This is a genomic window from Micromonospora sp. NPDC047620 (assembly GCF_043205005.1).
In the GTDB taxonomy this organism is placed as follows: domain Bacteria; phylum Actinomycetota; class Actinomycetes; order Mycobacteriales; family Micromonosporaceae; genus Micromonospora.
Map to the genome: position 1 here is coordinate 328,605 of NZ_JBIDDG010000003.1, position 19,787 is coordinate 348,391.

13 protein-coding genes are annotated in these 19,787 nt (G+C 70.9%); 10 read left to right on the forward strand and 3 right to left on the reverse strand.

The window, feature by feature from the left end; translation table 11 throughout:
• Positions 1 to 3 precede the first annotated feature (3 nt).
• From ACGF5C_RS05555 to ACGF5C_RS05565, 3 genes are all read right to left on the reverse strand, one after another.
• Complete coding sequence (locus ACGF5C_RS05555; protein ID WP_393296953.1) at positions 4 to 1,023, reverse strand: cysteine synthase family protein; 1,020 nt, start codon at positions 1,021 to 1,023, stop codon at positions 4 to 6.
• Between the two features lie 322 nt (positions 1,024 to 1,345).
• Positions 1,346 to 2,089 carry an ABC transporter permease subunit gene (locus ACGF5C_RS05560; RefSeq protein WP_393296955.1) on the reverse strand — a complete coding sequence of 248 codons (744 nt, stop codon included), beginning with the start codon at positions 2,087 to 2,089 and terminating at the stop codon, positions 1,346 to 1,348.
• A 2-nt stretch (positions 2,090 to 2,091) separates the two neighbouring features.
• Positions 2,092 to 3,060: an ATP-binding cassette domain-containing protein gene (locus tag ACGF5C_RS05565; protein ID WP_393296957.1), complete on the reverse strand. Its 969-nt coding sequence runs from the start codon at positions 3,058 to 3,060 to the stop codon at positions 2,092 to 2,094.
• Positions 3,061 to 3,199: 139 nt separating this feature from the next.
• Between ACGF5C_RS05565 and ACGF5C_RS05570 the strand changes: the two genes are divergently transcribed.
• The 10 genes from ACGF5C_RS05570 to ACGF5C_RS05615 all read left to right on the forward strand — a co-directional run.
• Positions 3,200 to 4,450 carry a sensor histidine kinase gene (locus tag ACGF5C_RS05570; protein ID WP_393296959.1) on the forward strand — a complete coding sequence of 417 codons (1,251 nt, stop codon included), beginning with the start codon at positions 3,200 to 3,202 and terminating at the stop codon, positions 4,448 to 4,450.
• A gap of 11 nt (positions 4,451 to 4,461) precedes the next feature.
• Positions 4,462 to 5,112, forward strand: coding sequence for a response regulator (locus ACGF5C_RS05575; protein ID WP_393296961.1), 651 nt, complete (start codon positions 4,462 to 4,464; stop codon positions 5,110 to 5,112).
• Between the two features lie 88 nt (positions 5,113 to 5,200).
• The gene (locus ACGF5C_RS05580) at positions 5,201 to 5,971 is read left to right on the forward strand and encodes a thioesterase II family protein (RefSeq protein ID WP_393296963.1); all 771 of its coding nucleotides are present in this window, start codon (positions 5,201 to 5,203) and stop codon (positions 5,969 to 5,971) included.
• 197 nt (positions 5,972 to 6,168) lie between these two features.
• Positions 6,169 to 6,534 (forward strand): nuclear transport factor 2 family protein, encoded by a 366-nt coding sequence (locus ACGF5C_RS05585; RefSeq protein WP_393296965.1) that lies wholly within the window; start codon positions 6,169 to 6,171, stop codon positions 6,532 to 6,534.
• 26 nt (positions 6,535 to 6,560) lie between these two features.
• Positions 6,561 to 7,694 carry a branched-chain amino acid aminotransferase gene (locus ACGF5C_RS05590; protein WP_393297001.1) on the forward strand — a complete coding sequence of 378 codons (1,134 nt, stop codon included), beginning with the start codon at positions 6,561 to 6,563 and terminating at the stop codon, positions 7,692 to 7,694.
• Between the two features lie 105 nt (positions 7,695 to 7,799).
• A complete protein-coding gene (locus ACGF5C_RS05595) occupies positions 7,800 to 8,009 on the forward strand; it encodes an MbtH family protein (RefSeq protein ID WP_350684171.1) in 210 nt (69 codons plus the stop codon).
• Between the two features lie 50 nt (positions 8,010 to 8,059).
• Entirely contained in the window at positions 8,060 to 9,217 is a 1,158-nt protein-coding gene (locus ACGF5C_RS05600; protein ID WP_393296967.1) for a CaiB/BaiF CoA transferase family protein, read from the forward strand.
• Complete coding sequence (locus ACGF5C_RS05605) at positions 9,214 to 11,115, forward strand: ABC transporter ATP-binding protein (protein WP_393296969.1); 1,902 nt, start codon at positions 9,214 to 9,216, stop codon at positions 11,113 to 11,115. Before ACGF5C_RS05600 ends, ACGF5C_RS05605 begins: the two co-directional genes overlap by 4 nt.
• Positions 11,093 to 19,240: an SDR family NAD(P)-dependent oxidoreductase gene (locus tag ACGF5C_RS05610; protein WP_393296971.1), complete on the forward strand. Its 8,148-nt coding sequence runs from the start codon at positions 11,093 to 11,095 to the stop codon at positions 19,238 to 19,240. The genes ACGF5C_RS05605 and ACGF5C_RS05610 overlap by 23 nt, the downstream gene beginning before the upstream one ends.
• 5 nt (positions 19,241 to 19,245) lie before the next feature.
• Positions 19,246 to 19,787, forward strand: a 542-nt coding sequence (locus tag ACGF5C_RS05615) for a beta-ketoacyl synthase N-terminal-like domain-containing protein (RefSeq protein WP_393296973.1), incomplete at its 3' end; no start/stop codon positions are given.

Consider the following 19,787-nt stretch of genomic DNA (forward strand, 5'->3'; position numbering starts at 1 on the left):
TCCTCAGTTGGGCCGGGCCAACCGCAGGCAGGCGAGTGCCTCGGCGAGTTCGGACGGTGTGTCTTCCGGCTCGGGCAGCGCGCTGCTGTAGACGGTGGCGGCGTACTTCTCGCCGCCGTCCGGGCAGATGCAGGCGATGTCGCGCAGCTCCGGATCGCTGAGGGTCGCGACCACGGCGCCGAGCACCGCGGCGCCGCCGGAGCCGCCGAGCGCGAGCCCGGTGCGTTCCCGGAGGATGCGGCACGCCCAGGCTCCGTCCAGGTCGCCGATCCTCACCTGCCTGTCCCAGTCCGCCGGGGCCAGGAACGACGACCGTACGCCGGAGCCGAAGCCGGCGAGTTTGAACGGTCGCGGGGCCGGGTCACCACCGGTCGCCGCCGAGCCGACGGCGTCCACGGCGATCACCCGGGTGCCCGTGTGCTGCTCGCGCAGGTATCGCGACACCCCGGCGAGCGTGCCGCCGGTGGAGACCGCGACGGCCGCCGCGTCCAGCCCGCCGCTCAGATCACCGACCAGCTCGGGCGCCGTCCAACGGTAGTGCACGTCGGGGTTGGCGGGGCTGTGGTACTGGTCGGTCCAGACCGCCGACGGGTCCGCCCGGAGGATGTCCTGCACCTTGCTCAACCGGGCCCGCACGGCGTTGCCACCACTGACGTCACCGATCTGTACGACGTCAGCGCCGTACGCGGCGATCCGGCGCACACTCTCCGGCGGCGCGGTGGCGTCCACGACGAGGGTGCACCGGTAGCCCCGCGCCGCGCACAGCCCGGCCAGGGCCACGCCGAGGTTGCCCGAGGACGACTCGACGACTCGCTGCCCGGGGCTGAGGCGCCCGGTCGTCTCCAGCGTGCTGAGCAGCCCGTGTGCGGTACGGGCCTTGATCGAGCCGAACTGGTTGCCAGCTTCGATCTTCAGCCAGATGCGGCGCACCCGGCCACGCACCGGAACCTCGATGGAAACCAGCGGGGTGCCACCGACCGAGTATTCTTCGTCGAAACTGACCGGAAAATGCGAGACGACCATTTCACCGCCGTTAAAGAATGCGCAGCCTGCAATGACTCCCCGCCATGTCGGAAGCGCCGACACTCGGCGGACAGAGGTCGCCCGAGAACGCAGATCGGCGCGGTAGATCCTGGTCAGGCCACGTGGAGTGGACAATTCGGAGTCCACGCCGAAGAAGCACATGGTCGCAACCTGTGACCATGCTTCGGTGGAGCCCCCGTTGGTCATTTCATGACGTGGGGGCGAGCCTAGCAAGACATAGTCGTCTGTCGCTAGCTTTCCGCGCGGCTCTGCCTTCGCGTCACGCGGACGCGAAGGCAGAGCCGGCCCAGGACCCGCAGGGCTATGCGTCCCGGCGGCGGAGCACGATCCAGGCGCCGACGATCGCGACGGCCACCCAGGCGGCCATGAGGCCCAGGCCGACCCACGGGCCGAGCGAGTCCGCCGCGGGCTTGCTCTGCGTGATCAGGATGCCCGCCCGGTCGGGCATGTACTTCGCCACCGGCTCGACCTGCTCGATCGAGGCGACGAACGGCGAGATCAGGAAGAACATCGGCATCAGCACGCCCATCGCCAGCACCGCGTTGCGGAGCATGAACGTCACCGCCATCGAGAACAGCGCCAGTAGCGCGAGGTAGAGCCCGGCGCCGACGATCGCTCTGGCGACGCCCGGATCGCCGAGGGACGCCGGGTTGGGCATCAGCGCCTGGGTGACGAAGAACGTCACCACGCTGGTGAGCATGCCCACGACGAGCATCACCGCGGTCGCCGTGGCCAGCTTGCAGGCCAGGAAGAGCCCGCGCTGCGGCACCGCGGCCAGCGAGGTGCGGATCATGCCGCTGGCGTACTCGCCGCTCACCACGATCACACCGAACGCGATCACCGCCAGCTGACCGAAGTTCACGCCGAAATACGCCAGCGCCGTAGCGTCGAAGTCCGGGCTCAGGCTCTCGCCCTCGCCGTAGAAGCTGCTGACCGCCGCGCTGATCCCGAGCACCACGACAAACGTGGCCGCCAGGGTCCAGGCGTGGCTGCGTACGGAGCGAACCTTCGTCCACTCCGACCTGAGAACCGCCTGCGCGGACATCCTCACCTTCCCTCGTCCCGGCTACTGCCGGTCAACTGCCGAGCCCGCTCGGCCAGCCGGCCGGCGGGGGGCGCGGCGGAGAACTCCACCGCGTTCGCGGTCATGCGCATGAACGCCTCCTCCAGCGACGGCCGCTGCGGGCTGAGCTCCAGCAGCGGGATGGCGTCGTTGGCGGCCAGCTGTCCCACCCGCGCGGTGTGCCGCTCGTCGGTCTCGATCAGGCCGTCGGGGTGCGCGACGACCTCCATGCCCTCTGCGCGCATCAACGACACAAGCCGGTCCTGCGCGGCAGATCGGATCCGCACCACGCCCCGGGCGTTGACCTTGATGAACTCCGCCATCGTGGTGTCGGCCAGCAGCTTGCCGCGACCGATGACGATGAGGTGGTCGGCGGTGATCGCCATCTCGCTCATCAGGTGGCTGGAGACGAAGACCGTGCGGCCCTCATGGGCCAGGCCCTTCATCAGGTTGCGGATCCAGAGGATGCCCTCGGGGTCCAGGCCGTTCACCGGCTCGTCGAACATCAGGATCGGCGGGTCGCCGAGCAGCGCCACCGCGATGCCCAGACGCTGCGACATGCCGAGTGAGAACCCACCGATACGCCGTCCGGCCACATCGGTCAGGCCCACGATGGCCAGCACCTCATCGACCCGACGCCGGGGGATGCGGTTGGTCTGCGCGATGGCGAGCAGGTGGTCGTAGGCTGTCCGGGCCTCCTGCGCGTCCTTCGCGTTGAGCAGCGCACCCACGTGCCGCAGCGGCTCGGCGAGGTCGACGTAGCGCTTGCCGTCGATGCGGATGTCGCCGTGACTGGGCCGGTCCAGCCCGAGGACCATCCGCATGGTGGTGGACTTCCCGGCACCGTTGGGCCCGAGGAAACCCGTCACCTGGCCCGGGGTGACGTCGAAGGTGAGCCGGTCGACGGCCAGGGTCTTGCCGTACCTCTTGCTCAGCTCACGTACCTCGATCATGTGCCTTGCCTCTCGTAGACATGCCCACCATGGTCGCGAAGCGGCCCGCCGCGCGGCTCCCCCCGGGGATGGAGATTGCTCCCGCCACGGGGTGGTTTTCGCAGGCCGGCGGCCCGGCCGGAGATGACATGATGGAGGCGTGCCCGCATTCGTGACACCGCTGTTCACGCCGATCACCTACGCCCGGTGGCTGCACATGCTGATCGCCGCCGTCTTCGCCGCCGCCTGCACGGCCGTCATCCCGGGGCTGGAGGGTTCGCCGCTGCGGACCGCCGCGTTGCTGCTGGTGGTGCCGGTCCCGGTGCTGCTGGTGGCCGGCCTGCTGCCGCGGGTGCGTGACGCGGAGCGGGCACAGGCGCGGCTGCTGCTGTTCGGTGGCGACGCGGCCGTGCTGCCCGGCGGCGAGCCGTCGTGGTCCGCGCGTGGACGCACCGTCGCGTGGCTGCTCCTGCGCCTCGAGGTGGGGGTGGCCGTCGCCTACTTCACCGCCGCGATGCTGGAGTCCACGGTGGTGCTGCTCTCCGCCCCGCTCGACGCCACCGACGTGGTGCTCTTCGGGGTCTCCCTGCCTGCCGGCCGGTCGCCGCTCTGGCTGGCGCTGGTGCCCCTGCTGGCGGTCGCGACGGTCTGGCCGGTGGCGCTCTCCGGCCGGCTGCTGGCAGCGGGTGCGCGGCGGCTGCTGGGCCCGTCGCCCACCGAGCGGGTGGCCGCCGCCGAGGCGCGGGCCGAGCGGCTGCTGGAGCAGAACCTGGTCGCGCGTGAGCTGCACGACGCGATCGGGCACGCGCTGGCCACCATCGTGCTCCAGGCGATGGCGGCGCGCGAGGTCCGCGAGCGTGACAGCGTTTTCGTCGGCGAGGCACTCGGCGCGATCGAGCGGACCGGCCGCGGCGCGATGGAGGACCTCGAGCGGGTGCTGACGCTGGTGCGCGGTGACCCGGCCGCCGCCGCTCCCGCTCCCACGCTGGCCGAGCTGGGCACGCTCGTGAACGGCGCCCGCACCACCGGTGCGCGGGTCGACGCCACCGTGAGCGGTCCGGTCGGCGTGCTGTCCACGGTGATCTCCCGCGAGGCGTACCGCATCGTGCAGGAGGGTCTCACCAACGCGCTGCGACACGGCGGCACGGCGCCGGTCTCGGTATGCGTGGAGATCGCTGCCGACCGGCTGGACCTGTGTGTCGACAGCCCCCTGGGCCACCCCGGCTCGCCGCCGGCGGCCCGCCGGGCGAGCGGCGCCGGGCCGCGCTCCGGTGGGCTGCGCGGCATCCGCGAACGGGTCGTGCTGCTCGGTGGCGAGGTGCTCGCCGCCGGGCCCGTCGGCCAGCGCTGGCGGGTGCACATCCGGCTGCCTCACGCGCCGCGGGACGAGATGGCGGCGACGACGCACTAGACTGTCATCCCGTGGGCATCGACGTCCTTCTTGTCGACGACGAGGAGCTGGTCCGCGCCGGGTTACGGGTCCTCATCGAGGCCAATGACGACCTGCGCGTGGTCGGCGAGGCCGCCGACGGCAACGAGGTCGTGGCGGCCGTCAGGGCGACGCGGCCGCATGTGGTGCTGCTCGACGTGCGCATGCCGGTGATGGACGGCATCCAGGCCACGGCCGAGGTGCGGCGAGCATTCGTCTCGCCGCCGCGCATTCTGATGCTCACCACGCTGGAGCAGGACGCGTATGTGCACGCCGCGCTACGGGCGGGGGCACACGGCCTGCTGCTCAAACGGGCGTCGGCGAGCGAGATCGCCCACGCGATCCGGCTGGCGGCCGGCGGCTCCTCGCGGGTGGTCCCCGCAACCTACCTCCCGCCGGCTGAGCAGTCCGATCCCGCGCCCGGCGGTGACCTGACGGCGGTCGCCGCGTTGACCGCCCGCGAGCGCGAGGTGCTGCGTCTCATGGCGCAGGGGTTGTCAAACACCGAGATCGCCGCAAGACTCGTGCTGGGTCGGCAGACCGTGAAGACACATGTCAGCAGTGTGCTGGCGAAGCTCCAGGTCCGGGATCGCACCCAGGCCGTGATCGCCGCCTACGAGGCCGGGCTGGCGCCCAGGCGCTGATCGCACCAGATGCGTCACGGACCCACACGATTCACGGAGAACGGTGTGGTGCCGCGCGGCGCCCGCCGTCGCCAACGCGGGGGAGTCCATGTCAGACAGTGCCGTACGATCACCCGGTAAGGCGTGGCTGCGCCGTTACCGTCCGGTTCCGTCGCCGCGACTGCGGCTGGTCTGCCTCCCCTACGCCGGTGGCAGCGCGGCGGCCTACCGCGAGTGGGCCGCGCTGCTGCCGCACGACGTCGAGCTGCTCGCCGTCCAGTATCCCGGCCGTCAGGACCGGCTCGCCGAGCCGTGCGTCGACGACCTGTCGCGCATGGCGGACCTGGTCACCGGCGCGCTGCAGGGTGAGTTCGGTTGTGATGTGGCCGTGTTCGGGCACAGCATGGGCGCGGCGATCGCCTTCGAAGTCGCGCTCCGCCTGGAGATCCTGCACGGCGTGCAGGTGGCGCACGTGTTCGTGTCGGCGAACGCCGCGCCGAACCGGAGGCCCACCCGGCAACTGCACCGCGCGCCCGACGACGAGCTCGTCGCGGAGATGAACCGGCTCGGCGCGGCGGACATGTGGCTGCTCGCCGACGAGGACATCCGCCAGCTGGTGCTTCCGGCGTTCCGCAGCGACCTGCGGTTGATCGAGACGTACCGGCACCGTCCGGGTGCGCTGCTGAGCGCGCCGATGACCGTCTACGCCGGTGCCGCCGACGCCGATGTCGAGGTGGACGAGGTTGCCGCCTGGCGTGAGTTCACCGCCGGTCCGAGCGAGCTGCGGGTCTTTCCCGGTGGGCATTTTTTCCTGCACGAGGAAACCGAGGATCTGGTGCGTGACGTCGTGGCACGGCTGCGCTCGTCACGCGCGGTGTAGGGCGATGTAAGCCATATTCGTTGCGCCAGAAGGGTTCCGGTCGGTACGGACAGCCGTTATAGTTCGACGCAGGCAATCGAGAGACTCAGATGCATCGATAAGCTCCAAGGCCCGGTGTTGTGGTGCCGCATGAAGCGGGCAGCCGAGATTCGCCCGGGCCATACCAATAGCAGGTCTTACGGGGGAGTGGTTCCTGCATGGTCATGTCGGAAGAGGCGTTGACGTGTGTCCGCCGCTATTACGAATTAGTCGACAAGCGCGACGTTGCGGGTATGGTCGCACTGTTTACGCCCGACGCGGTCTATGACCGGCCTGGATACGACACGTTCAAGGGCCGTGCGGCGCTCGACGAGTTCTACCGCGCGGATCGGGTGATCGCCGACGGACGGCACACCCTGCGCGCGACGGTCTGCGACGGCACCACCATTGCAGTTCAGGGTGACTTCGAAGGCGTGCTCAAGTCGGGGGAACACGTGCGGCTGAGGTTCGCCGACTTCTTCGAAGTCGCGCCGGACGGCTTGTTCAGCCGGCGCGACACGTACTTCTTCGCCCCCATGGTGTGATGCGCATGTCCCGTCGCGCGGATCAGTTGGACCCTGCCGGCACTGAAGCAGACACCGAGACGACGACCGACTGGAGCCGTTTCGGCGTCGCGACGTCGGAGCTGCTGAGCCCATCTGCGAGAGCCGCCCGGCTGCGGGATTCCCCGTTCGGGCAGGCGTTCACCGAGCACATGGTGACAATCCGCTGGACCGCCGACCGCGGCTGGCACCACGCGTCCCTGCGCCCGTACGGCAGCCTGCCGCTGGACCCGGCAATGGTCGGGCTGCACTACGGCCAGGTCGTCTTCGAAGGACTCAAGGCATATCAGTCACCCGGCGGCCAGACATCGGTGTTCCGGATGGCCGACCACGCCCGTCGCCTGCGGCGCTCGGCGCGCCGGTTCAGCATGCCCGAGCTGCCGGAGTCGCTGTTCGCCGAGTCCATCGAGGAGCTGGTGCGGATAGACCGGGCCTGGGTGCCTGCCGCCGAGGGCCAGAGTCTCTACCTGCGCCCCATCCTGTACGCGGAAGACCCGCACCTCGGGTTGCGGCCGGCCGCCACCTACCGCTACCTGCTGATGGCCTTCGTGACGGAGAACTTCTTCGGCGCCGCGGAGGACGGTGTGTCCGTGTGGGTCACCGACACCTACACCCGGGCCGTCCTCGGCGGCACCGGTGAGGCGAAGTGTGCCGGCAACTACGCCTCCGGTTACCTCGCCCAGCAGGAGGCCGCCGACCACGAGTGCCAGCAGGTCCTGTATCTGGACGCGAACGAGCGGCGCTGGGTCGAGGAGATGGGCGGCATGAACGTCTTCGTCGTCCGTGGCAGCGGTGCCGCCGCCGAAATCGTCACGCCGTCGCTCACCGGCACGATCCTGCCGGGCGTCACCCGCGACTCGCTCCTCACCCTCGCCCGCGACGCCGGGCTGCGCGCCACCGAGAGGCCCCTGGCCCTGGAGGAATGGCGTGACGGCGCCGCGCGCGGCGAGATCACGGAGGCCTTTGCCTGCGGCACCGCCGCGGGTGTGACGCGCATCCGTCGCATCGTCACCGCTGACGGCGCGTGGAACGCCGGGGCCGCCGCAGGCGCCCCGATCACCGAGCGGTTGCGTGTCGCCCTGACGGCCGCGCAGCGAGGCGACGGCCCGGACCCCCGAGGCTGGCGGCACCCCGTGCGCTGACGGTCGATCCGCCGCGCGACGCACCGCGACCTGACAGCCTGCTCCGCTGCACGCGATCCGACGCGTGCTGCCCGACCCTGACCGACGTACCTATGGGAGGAAACCGTGACGAACCCGTTCGACGACCCCGACGGCCGTTTCTACGTGCTGGTCAACGACGAGGGCCAGCACTCGCTGTGGCCCCACTTCGCCGAGGTGCCCGCGGGGTGGACGGTCGCACACGGCGAAGACAGCCGTGACGCCTGCCTCGCCTACGTCGAGGAGAACTGGACCGATCTGCGGCCGAAGAGCCTCATCGAGCAGATGGGCGGCTGACCGACCGAACCGCGCCCGTTGGCGCGGCGAGAGATCACGAGGGGTACGACATGACGGTAACGTGGTCGGCGGTCGACGGGGCGCGGATCCTGGATCTCACGAGACTGCTTCCGGGCGCCTTCGCCACCATGCTGCTCGCGGATCTGGGTGCCGACGTCATCAAGGTGGAGTCGCCCGACGGCGGCGACCCGAGCCGGCGGGTCGACGCCGAAGGATTCGCCGCCATCAACCGCAACAAGCGGTCGCTCGCGCTCGATCTGCGCACCGCCGACGGTGTGGCCGCGTTCCTCCGGCTCGTGGCGACGGCCGACGCGGTGGTGGAGAGCTTTCGGCCGGGCGTACTCGACCGGATGGGCCTGGGCTACGAGCGCCTACGCACCGTCAATCCCGGCATCGTGCTCTGTTCGCTGTCCGGCTTCGGACAGGACGGCCCGTACGCGCACCGGCCCGGCCACGACCTCAACTTCCTGGCCCTGGCCGGCTTCTTCGCCCTGCCGCACCGGGCAGGTGAGCGGGTGGACCGGGTCGGCAGCCGGGTCGCCGACCTGGCCGCCGCGATGTACGCCGCGCTGGCCCTCGCCGTCGCCCTGCCCGGTGCCCGAGCCACCCGCCGCGGCCAGCACATCGACGTCGCCGCGCACGAGGCCGCGTCGGCCTGGACGGCGCCCATGCTGCTGCCGTTGCGGCACCTCGCGACACCGGCCGACAGCCCGCTGGTGATGGGCGACTACGACCTGTTCGAGACCGCCGACGGGAAGCGGCTGTCGCTGGTGCTGTTCGAGGACCGGTTCTGGCTCACCTTTCGCACGGCACTGACACGCGAGTTTCCCGAACTCGGGACGGACGCCTACGACACTCGCCGCGAGCGCACCCGGCACAAGGTCGACGTGCACGCGTTGCTCACCAGGGTCGTGGCGGCCCGGACGCTGGGCTGGTGGAACGACCGGCTGTCGGCAGTAGACGTGCCGTGGGCGCCGGTGCTCGACGACGCTGCGGCGTTCCAGGCCGACCCGCACGTGCAGGCGCGCGGGCTCGTCGGCGACACCTCCGACCCCGGCGGCACGACAGTGCCGCAGGTGCGGTTCCCCGTGCGGTTCGGCGCCGGTCTGGACACGTTCCGCCGCCGCGCCCCCGAACTCGGCGAGCACACCGACGACGTGCTCGCCGAGGTCCAGGCCCCGGACGCCGGCGGAACCGCCGCGACATGACCAACCCGGGCATCCACTCCCTGCTTCAGGAACGCCCGGCCGCCCGCACGCGCGTGCGGCCGGGCACCCTGCGCCGTGTCGTGCGCTACGCCGGCCCCTACCGGCGGCACCTGCTGATCCTGCTGCTGCTGGTTTCGCTGGACGCGATCGCCGTCGTGCTGGATCCGTTGCTGCTCAAGCTCATCATCGACCGCGGCATCCTGCCCCGCGACGTGGGCGTGGTGCTCGGGCTCGCCGCGCTGGTCGCGGTCACCGCACTGGTCAACGGCGTCGTCAATCTCGCCCAGCACTGGTTCTCCGCGCGTATCGGCCAGGGCGTCGTGTGCGACCTGCGGATCCAGGTCTTCGAGCACCTGCAGCGCATGTCGGTCGCCTTCTACACGCACAACCACACCGGCACCCTGCTCAGTCGGCTCGGCGCCGACGTGAACGGCGCGCAGCGCGCGCTCACCACCACCCTGTCGTCCGTCGTCTCCAGCGTCATCAGCATGGCGGCGGTGCTCGTCACGATGGCCTACCTCTCCTGGCAGCTGACCCTCGTCATCGCGATCCTGCTGCCGACGTTCATCTACCTGCCGGCCCGCATCGTCGGCCGCCGCATGCAACATGTGACCCGGCGGCAGATGGAGGCCGACGCGGCACTCGGCGGCTTCATGGCGGAGCGGTTCAACGTGGCCGGCGCCGTGCTGTCCAAGCTGTACGGCCGGCGAGCCGACGACGCGGGCCGGTTCGCCGCCAACGCCAGGGACCTACGTGACGCCGGCGTCGTCGTCTTCATGTACGGCCGGGTCTTCGCCATCACGCTGACCGTGCTCGCCGCCGTCACCACCGCGCTGGTGTACGGCTTGGGCGGCTACCAGGTGATCGACGGCGCGATCCAGCTGGGCGCGCTCGTGGCGCTCGCCGCGTTGCTCACCCGCCTCTACCGCCCGCTGGTCGGGCTCTCCAACGTGCACGTCGACGTGATGACGGCACTGGTCAGCTTCGACCGGGTCTTCGAGGTGCTCGACCTCGCGCCGCACGTCGCCGAGCGGCCGGACGCCGTGACCCTGACCGACGCCGCCGGACGGGTCGAGTTCCGCGGCGTCTCCTTCGCCTACCCGGACGGCGCCGAGGGTAACCTGTCCGCGGCGACGGCGAGCGGCCCGGCCGAGGCGCCCAACCCGGTCGTGGTCCGTGACGTGTCCTTCCGAGCCGAGCCCGGCCAGATGATCGCCCTGGTCGGGCCGTCCGGCGCCGGGAAGAGCAGCCTGCTGAACCTGTTGCCCCGGCTGTACGACGTGAAGTCCGGCAGCGTCAGCGTCGACGGCCACGACGTCCGCGACCTGACGCTCGCCTCGCTCAGCGCGGCCATCGGCGTGGTCACCCAGGACTCCCACCTGTTCCACGACACCATCCGCGCCAACCTGGAGTACGCCCGTCCGGGCGTGACGGACGCCGAAATGCACGCCGCGCTGGAGGCGGCCCAGTTGACCGATCTGATGCGGCGCCTGCCCGACGGGCTCGACACCGTCGTCGGTGACCGCGGATACCGGCTCTCCGGCGGCGAGAAGCAGCGGCTCGCCCTGGCCCGGCTGCTCGTCAAGGCACCGCCCATCGTCATCCTCGACGAGGCGACCGCACACCTGGACTCCGAGTCCGAGGTGGCCGTCCAGCGCGCGCTGCAGCACGTCATGGCCGTACGCACCTGCCTCGTCATCGCGCACCGGCTGTCCACCGTGCGCAGCGCCGACCAGATCCTCGTTCTCGAACGCGGCCGGGTCGTCGAACGCGGCCGCCACGACGAGTTGCTGCGCCACGGCGGGCTCTACGCCCAACTCTGCGCCGTCCAGTTCGACGATGCGGCGCATCCGGCCGACACCACGGGGAGAGACGTTGTCGAGCACACCAAGCGTTGACCTGCTCGTACCGCCCCCGGGTGGTGCACCGATCGCCATCGTCGGCCTGGCCTGCCGGCTGCCGGGCGCACCCGACCCGGCCGCGTTCTGGGCCCTGCTGCGCGACGGCCGGCACGCCGTCACCGAGGTGCCTCCGGCGCGCTGGCGGCCCGCCGGCCCGGACGACCCGACCCGCTGGGGCTGCTTCCTGCCCGACGTCGACGGCTTCGACGCCGGATTCTTCGGGATCTCGCCGCGCGAGGCACGCATGATGGACCCTCAGCAGCGCCTCCTGCTCGAATTGGCCTGGGAGGGCATCGAGGACACCGGCGTGCCCGCCGACCAACTGACCGGCCGCCCGGTCGGAGTCTTCATCGGTGCGATGGCCGACGACTACGCCAAGCTGGTGTACGGTCACGGAGCGGGTGGCGACGCGCCGCACGTCCTGACCGGCCTGCACCGCAGCGTCCTGGCCAACCGCATCTCCTACCGGCTCGGCTTCTCCGGCCCCAGCCTGACCGTCGATGCCGGGCAGTCCTCGTCCCTGCTCGCCGTGCACGTCGCGGCCGAGAGCCTGCGCTCGGGCGAGTGTGAGATCGCCCTGGCGGGTGGGGTCAACCTGAACCTCCTCGCCGACACCGCCCGATACACCGCCGACTTCGGCGCGCTCTCACCCGACGGGCGGTGCTACACCTTCGACGAGCGGGCCAACGGCTATGTCCGCGGCGAGGGCGCCGCACTGGTGGTTCTCAAACCGCTTGACCAGGCCGTGGCCGACGGCGACCGCGTCTACTGCGTCATCCGTGGCGGCGCGACCAACCACGACGGCGGCGGCGACCGGCTCACCGCACCGAGCCAGGCCGGCCAGGAGCAGGTGCTACGCCGTGCCTACGAGCGCGCTGGGGTCCCGCCGGCACAGGTCGGCTATGTCGAACTGCACGGCACCGGCACCCCCGTCGGCGACCCGGTCGAGGCGGCCGCGCTGGGCGCCGTCCTGGGCCGGGCCCGCCCGGCAGGTGATCCGCTGGTCGTGGGCTCGGTGAAGACCAACATCGGCCACCTCGAGGGCGCCGCCGGCATCGCCGGTCTGCTGAAGGTGGTGCTGGCGCTGCGGCACCGGGAACTGCCGGCCAGCCTCAACTTTCGTTCCGCCGGCCCCGCGATCCCGCTCGGCGAACTGGGGCTGCGGGTCGGCACGGAACTGGGTCCCTGGCCCGGTGCCGGTGGGCCACTGCTCGCCGGGGTCAGCGCGTTCGGCATGGGCGGCACCAACTGTCATCTGGTCCTCGCCGAGGCGCCCCGGGGCACCGCGGGAACCGGCGCTGCCCCGGTGACCGGTGTCGGCCCGGCGACCGGTGTCGGCCCGGTGCCCGTGCTGATCTCGGGCCGGTCCGCTGCGGCGGTGCGAGCCCAGGCGCGCCGGCTGGCCGACTGGTGGGAGGGGCCGGGCCGGGCCACCCCGGTGCCGGCGGTGGCGCGGGCCCTGGCGGCCTCCCGGACCGGCCTGGAGCACCGGGCGGTGGTGGTCGGCGCCGACCGCGAGTCGATCGTCGCGGATCTGCGCTCGGTGGCCGTCGAGGCTTCCGGGACCCTGCCGGGCGGGGTCGTGCTCGTCTTCCCCGGCCAGGGCTGGCAGTGGGCTGGCATGGCCCGCGAGCTGATCGGGGCGTCGCCGGTCTTCGCCGACCGGCTTGCCGCCTGCGACCGCGCGCTGTCTGGCCTCGTCGACTGGTCCGTCATCGACGTCCTCGGGAGCGAGGACGACTCCTGGCTGTCGCGGGTGGACGTGCTGCAACCGCTGCTGTGGTCGGTCATGGTCTCCCTCGGGGCGGTGTGGCAGTCCTCGGGTGTCCCCGTGACGGGCGTGGTCGGCCACTCCCAGGGCGAGGTCGCCGCGGCCTGCGTCGCCGGTGGGCTGTCGCTGGAGGACGGCGCCCGGATCGTCGTGGTCCGCTCGCGCCTGATCCGCGAGTTGGCCGGCACGGGCGGGATGCTGTCGGTCGGTCTAAGCCGGGCCGACGTCGAACCGGAACTTCCCGACGGCGTGGAGGCAGCGGTCGTCAACAGCGGGTCCTCCACCGTGGTCGCCGGTCCGGTCCCGGTGCTGGAGGCGCTCGCTGCCCGGTGGACCGAGCGTGGGGTACGAGCGCGGCTGATTCCGGTCGACTACGCCTCCCACTCCGCCGCCGTGGACAGCGTCGCCGACCGGTTGGTCGCGGAGCTGGACGGGCTGACGCCCCGATCGTCGCCGGTGCCGCTGGTGTCCACCGCGACCGGCGAGGTGCTCGACACCGCCGGCATGGATGGCCGCTACTGGCTGCGCAACCTCCGCCACACCGTGCGGTTCGACCTCGCCATGCAGACCCTCGTCGGTCTGGGCGCCCGGGTCTTCGTCGAGGTCAGCGCCCATCCGGTGCTCGAACTCGCCATGTCCGAGTGCGTCGAGGCCGCGGGTGTTCCGGGCGTCGTCGTCGCCTCGCAACGCCGCGACCGCCCGCAGTACGAGACTCTGCTCCATGCGCTCGGCCAGGTCTGGGCCGTCGGCGCGCCGGTGGACTGGACAACCGTTCTCGGATCCGATCGCACCCACGTCGACCTGCCCACGTACGCCTTCCAGCGCGCTCGGCACTGGTTCACCGCAGAACCCGCCAACGACGGGACGGCCGACGGCGGCGCCGAGATCACCGTGCAGACGAGTGACCTGGGTGAACTGACCCGCGCCGTCGCCGCCCGCGTTCTCGGCCACGAACGACCCGACGACATCGACGTGGACCGGCCGTTCAAGGACCTCGGGTTCGACTCCAGCCTTTCCCTCGAACTCTGCAGACGCCTCGGCGCGGCCGTCGGAGCCACCCTGCCCGTATCGGTGGTCTTCAACCACCCCACCGTCACGGCGCTCGTCGCCCACCTCACCGACCGGATCGGCGGAGCACCCGCGGTCGCCTCCGGTACGACGGTCCTGCCGTCCGACGAGCCGTTGGCGATCGTGGGAATGGCGTGTCGTTTTCCGGGTGGGGTGGACTCGCCTGAGGATTTGTGGCGGGTCGTTGTCGAGGGCCGCGATGTCGTCGGGGATTTCCCGGTCGACCGTGGCTGGACGGTCGACGGCTCCTTCGCCCGGGTCGGTGGGTTCATTGACTCCGCCGCGGACTTCGATCCGGAGTTGTTCGGCATTTCGCCGCGCGAAGCCCTCGCAATGGATCCGCAGCAGCGGATTTTGCTGGAGGTTTCCTGGGAGGCCCTCGAACGGGCTGGTATCGCCCCTGACTCTCTGCGGGGTTCGCCGGCGGGTGTGTTCGTCGGTCTGATGAGTCAGGAGTACGGGCCCCGGCTGGGAGAGGCCGATGCCCAGGTGGAGGGCTATGGGCTGACCGGTGGCTCGATAAGTGTTGCCTCTGGTCGTATCGCTTATGTGTTAAGTCTTGAGGGGCCGGCGGTGTCGGTGGATACGGCCTGTTCGTCGTCTCTGGTGGCGCTTCATCTGGCGGGTCAGGCTCTTCGGGTGGGGGAGTGTGACCTGGCGTTGGTGGGTGGGGCGACGGTGATGTCCACGCCGGGTTTGTTTGTGGAGTTCGATCGGCAGGGTGGTTTGGCGGGGGACGGCCGGTGTAAGGCGTTCTCGGCTGCCGCTGACGGCACGGGTTGGTCCGAGGGCGTCGGTGTTCTGGTGGTGCAGCGGTTGGCTGACGCCATCCGGGATGGTCGGCGGGTGTTGGGTGTGGTGCGCGGTTCGGCGGTCAACCAGGACGGTGCGTCGAATGGTTTGACCGCTCCTAATGGTGTTTCACAGCAGCGGGTCATTCGGCAGGCGTTGGCTGCCGCACGCGTGGATGCGGCGGATGTTGATGTGGTGGAGGCGCACGGCACCGGTACTCGGTTGGGTGATCCGATCGAGGCGCAGGCGCTTGTGGCCACCTATGGGGCGGCCCGTAATGGTCGGGGTCCTGTGTGGCTTGGTTCGTTGAAGTCGAATGTGGGTCACACGCAGGCCGCTGCCGGGGTGGCTGGTGTGATGAAGATGGTGTTGGCGTTGCGGGCGGGGGCGTTGCCGAGGACGTTGCATGTGGACGAGCCGTCGCCGTTGGTGGATTGGGACGGCGGTGTGCGGCTGTTGTCCGAGCCGGTGCAGCTGGTTCGTGACGGGCGGCCGTGGCGTGCCGCTGTTTCCTCCTTCGGTATCAGCGGCACCAACGCCCACGTCATCGTCGAGGCCCCGCCGCTGGCGCCGGAGCTTCCCGCCGAGTCCCCGGTCGATGGGTCTGTTGTGACGCCTGTGGTGGTGTCGGCGCGTGGCGCTGCTGCGCTGCGGGAGCAGGCCGGTCGGCTGGCGGACTGGCTGGAGCACGAGGGCCGGGACGTGCCGTTGCCGGACGTGGCCCGGACGTTGGCGTTGTCGCGGGCGGCCCTGGAGCACCGCGTGGCCGTCGTCGGCGACGACCACGAGTCCGTCGCGGCGTCGTTGCGTGCCGCCACGGCGCTCACGCCGGTCCCCTCGGGGGCGACCGGCGTGGTGCTGGTGTTCCCCGGTCAGGGCTGGCAGTGGGCGGGCATGGCCCGAGAACTGCTCACCAGCTCGACGGTGTTCGCCGATCGTCTGGCCGAGTGTGACCTGGCCCTGTCCGACCACGTCGACTGGTCCGTCACCGACATCCTCCAAGGCGAGGACGAGATGTGGCTGTCCCGGGTTGATGTGGTACAGCCGGTGCTCTGGGCGGTGATGGTGTCCCTGGGCGCAGTCTGGTTGTCCTGGGGCGTCCCGGTGACCGGGGTGATCGGTCACTCCCAGGGCGAGGTCGCGGCGGCATGTGTGGCCGGCGGCCTGTCACTGGCCGACGGCGCCTGGGTGGTGGTGGTCCGGTCCCGGCTGGTGCGGGAGTTGGCCGGCACCGGTGGAATGCTGTCGGTGGGGCTCGGCCGCACCGAGATCGAACCGCAACTGCCCGAGGGCGTTGAGATCGCGGTCGTCAACAGCGCTGCGTCGACCGTGGTCGCCGGACCCGTGGCCGTCCTGGAGACGCTCGCCGCGCAACTGGCGGAGCGCGGGGTGCGCGCCCGGATGGTCCCCGTCGACTACGCCTCCCACTCCGCCGCCGTCGATGCGCTCGCCGACCGGCTGATGAAGCAACTCGATGCCCTGACACCGCGTTCCTCGCAGATCCCGGTCATCTCGACGGTGACCGGCGACGTCTTCGACACCACCGGCATGGACGCCGACTACTGGCTGCGCAACCTCCGCCAGACGGTGCGGTTCGACACCGCCATGCAGACCCTCACCAGCCGCGGCGCCCGCGTCTTCGTCGAGGTCAGCGCTCACCCCGTGCTGGAACTGGCCATGTCCGAATGCGCCCCCGACAGCGTGGTCATCTCCTCCCAGCGCCGCGACCGCCCGCAGTGGAACCACCTGCTGACCGCCCTCGGCCAAGCCTGGGCCGCCGGTGTCCGGGTCGACTGGGCCACCGTCCACAGCCCCGGCGCCATCCGTACCGACCTGCCCACCTACGCCTTTCAGCACCAGCGCTTCTGGCTGACCCCCACCACCGCGGCCGGCCAGCACAACCCTGACCACCCCGTCCTTGCCGCCAGCACCCACACCACCGCGGACGAACCCACCATCCTCACCGGGCGCCTCGACCCGCGCACCCTCCCCTGGCTGGCCGACCACGCCGTCAGGGACACCACCATGCTCCCCGGCACCGCTTTCATCGAATGGCTCGTCCACACCGGCGACCACCTCGGCCACAACCGCATTGCCGATGTCATCATCCACACGCCCCTCACCGTCCACGGGCACATCGCCCACGACATCCACATCGTCTGTGTGCCGGTTGACGGCTCCGCGCACACCGCCCGCGTCTACGCTCGGCGTCACGGCTTCGACAACTGGACCCTGCACGCCGAAGGCCGTCTCGACACGACCGACGAGCCCGCGGACAACGTCGTGGGCCCCTGGCCACCCGAGGGTGCTCAGCCCGCACCCATCGACACGTTCTACACCGACGTGGCGGCCGCCGGCTATCAGTACGGGCCGGCGTTCCAGGGCATGCGGCAACTGTGGCGGCGCGGCGACACGCTCCACGCCGAGGTCGCCCTTCCCGCCGAGGAACCGGCCACCGGCGTGGCCATCCACCCGGCGCTGCTGGACGCCGCGCTGCACCCGCTACTGACAGCCGACGAACTTCGACTGCCGTTCGCCTGGACCGGCATCCGGGTTCATGCCACCGGCGCTCGCCGCGCGCGCGTCGCCGTGACCCCGACCGGCCCGGACAGCGCCCGGATCAGACTCACCGACGACGACGGCCGTCCCATCGTCGACATCGACGAACTCCGCCTCCGCGCGCTGCCCGCAGTCCCCATGGCCGCGTCCTTGGCAACCGTTTCCTGGGTACCGCCGGAGAGTGCCCCGGCAACAGACACCACAGGGTCGACCCCGCCCGTGGTCGTGTACTCGCCGCCGGCCGGGAACGCCGTGGCCGACACCCTTGCTGAGTTGCAGCGGTTCCTCGGCTCGACCGAGCAGACCGGCGGGCGGCTGCTCGTCCTCACCCGCGACGCCCTCGTCGCACCCGCGGAGGGCCAGGTCGACCCGGCCGGCGTCTTCGGCGCGGCGGTCTGGGGCCTGGTGCGTTCGGCGCAGTCGGAGCACCCGGGCCGGTTCCTGCTGCGCGACGTACCCACGGACGTCGAGCCTGACCTCGACGCTCTGCTCACCACGGCGGAAGAGCAGGCGGTGCTACGTGCCGAGGGCGTTCTGGTGCCTCGTCTCCAACCCGCGCGCCCGGTGGCGGCGGAGGCGCCCACCCTCGGTGACGGGTGGGTGCTGGTCACGGGCGGTACCAGCGGTGTCGGCGCCCTGGTGGCCGAACACCTCGTGTGCCGGCACGCGGTGACGCGGCTTCTGCTGTTGAGCCGTTCCGGTCCGAACGCCGACGGTGTGGCCGCGCTCGTGGACCGGCTCGAGGCCCTTGGCGCGACGGTGCGGGTGGTGGCCTGCGACGTGAGCGATCGGGCGCAGCTGCAGCGCGTTCTCGACGACGTCGACAGGCTCGTGGGGGTCGTCCACGCCGCCGGAGTGCTGGACGACGGCGTGCTGGAAGGGCTGTCGACTGATCGCGTCGCCGACGTCCTCAACGGCAAGCTGGGCGGCGCCCTGCTGCTGCACGAGCTCACCCTGGACCGGGACCTGGCGATGTTCGTCGTCTTCTCCTCCGTCGCCGGAGTGCTCGGCAACGCCGGTCAGGCCAGTTACGCGGCGGCCAACGCCGGCCTGGACGGGCTCGCCCTGCTGCGCGCGGGTATGGGTCTGCCGGTCACGTCGATCGCGTGGGGGCTGTGGGAGACCCAGACCGGCATGACCCGTGGCATGCGGGACCGCGACCGCAGCCGCCTCAAGCGGTCCGCGGTCGAAGCCATGCCGACCGGCGAGGCGCTCACCCTCTTCGACGCTGCCATCAGCGGCGTCGAACCCGTCGTCGTCGCGGCGACCCTGAACCTCAGCCGGGTGGCCGACCCGGCACCGCCCATGCTCCGGCGACTCACCCACAGAAGCGGCCCAACCCGGCGCCGTGCCATCGCGCCTACGGATGCCGGTGTGGCGGAGCAGGAGTTGGCCACGCTCAGGCCGGCCCAGCGCCAGCGCTGGTTGCGTGACCTGGTGCGTGCCCACGTTGCCGGCGTCCTCGGCCACGGCAGCCCCGAGGCGGTCGACCTGGACCGGCCGTTCAAGGAGGTCGGCTTCGACTCGCTGACTGCCGTCGACCTGCGCAACCGGCTTGCCGCCGCGGTGGGGAAGACCCTGCCCGCCACCGTCGTCTTCGATCATCCCACCCCGGCAGCGCTCGCTGATCACCTCGACATCCGCCTCGGCGGCGGCAACGGCAACAGGTCCGCCGACAACGCGCATCCGGTCGTGGAGAGCCTCGAGCGGCTCACCGAAGTCCTCGACAACGCCGACGCCGCCGACCTGATCGAGCACCGCGTGACGCATCGTCTGCGGACGCTGCTGTCGCGGCTCGACGGAGGCACCGACGGCGACCCCGACGACCTCGACGCCGACCTGCTGGAGGCCTCCGACGACGAGCTCTACGAGTTCCTCCAGCACGAACTCGGCATCACGCACGACCCATTCACCGACGGTTCAGGAAGGTGAACGCGATGAACAACGAGGACAAGCTTCGCGAGTACCTCAAGCTCGTCACCGCCGACCTGCGCAAGGCCCGTCGCCGTGTCCAGGAACTGGAGGCCATCGAGCCGTTGGCGATCGTGGGCATGGCGTGTCGTTTTCCGGGTGGGGTGGATTCGCCTGAGGATTTGTGGCGGGTCGTCGTCGAGGGCCGTGATGTGGTCGGGGACTTTCCGGTCGATCGCGGGTGGGAAATGGAGGGCTCATTCGCCCGGCTGGGTGGCTTTCTCGACGGCGCCGCGGATTTCGACGCGGAGTTGTTCGGTATTTCGCCGCGTGAGGCCCTGGCGATGGATCCGCAGCAGCGGATTTTGTTGGAGGTTTCCTGGGAGGCCCTGGAACGGGCTGGTATCGCCCCTGACTCTCTGCGGGGTTCGCCGTCGGGTGTGTTCGTCGGTGTGATGAGTCAGGAATATGGTCCTCGGTTGGGTGAGGCCGGTGCTCAGGTGGAGGGTTATGGGTTGACCGGTGGTGCGGCCAGTGTTGCCTCGGGTCGTATCGCTTATGTGTTGGG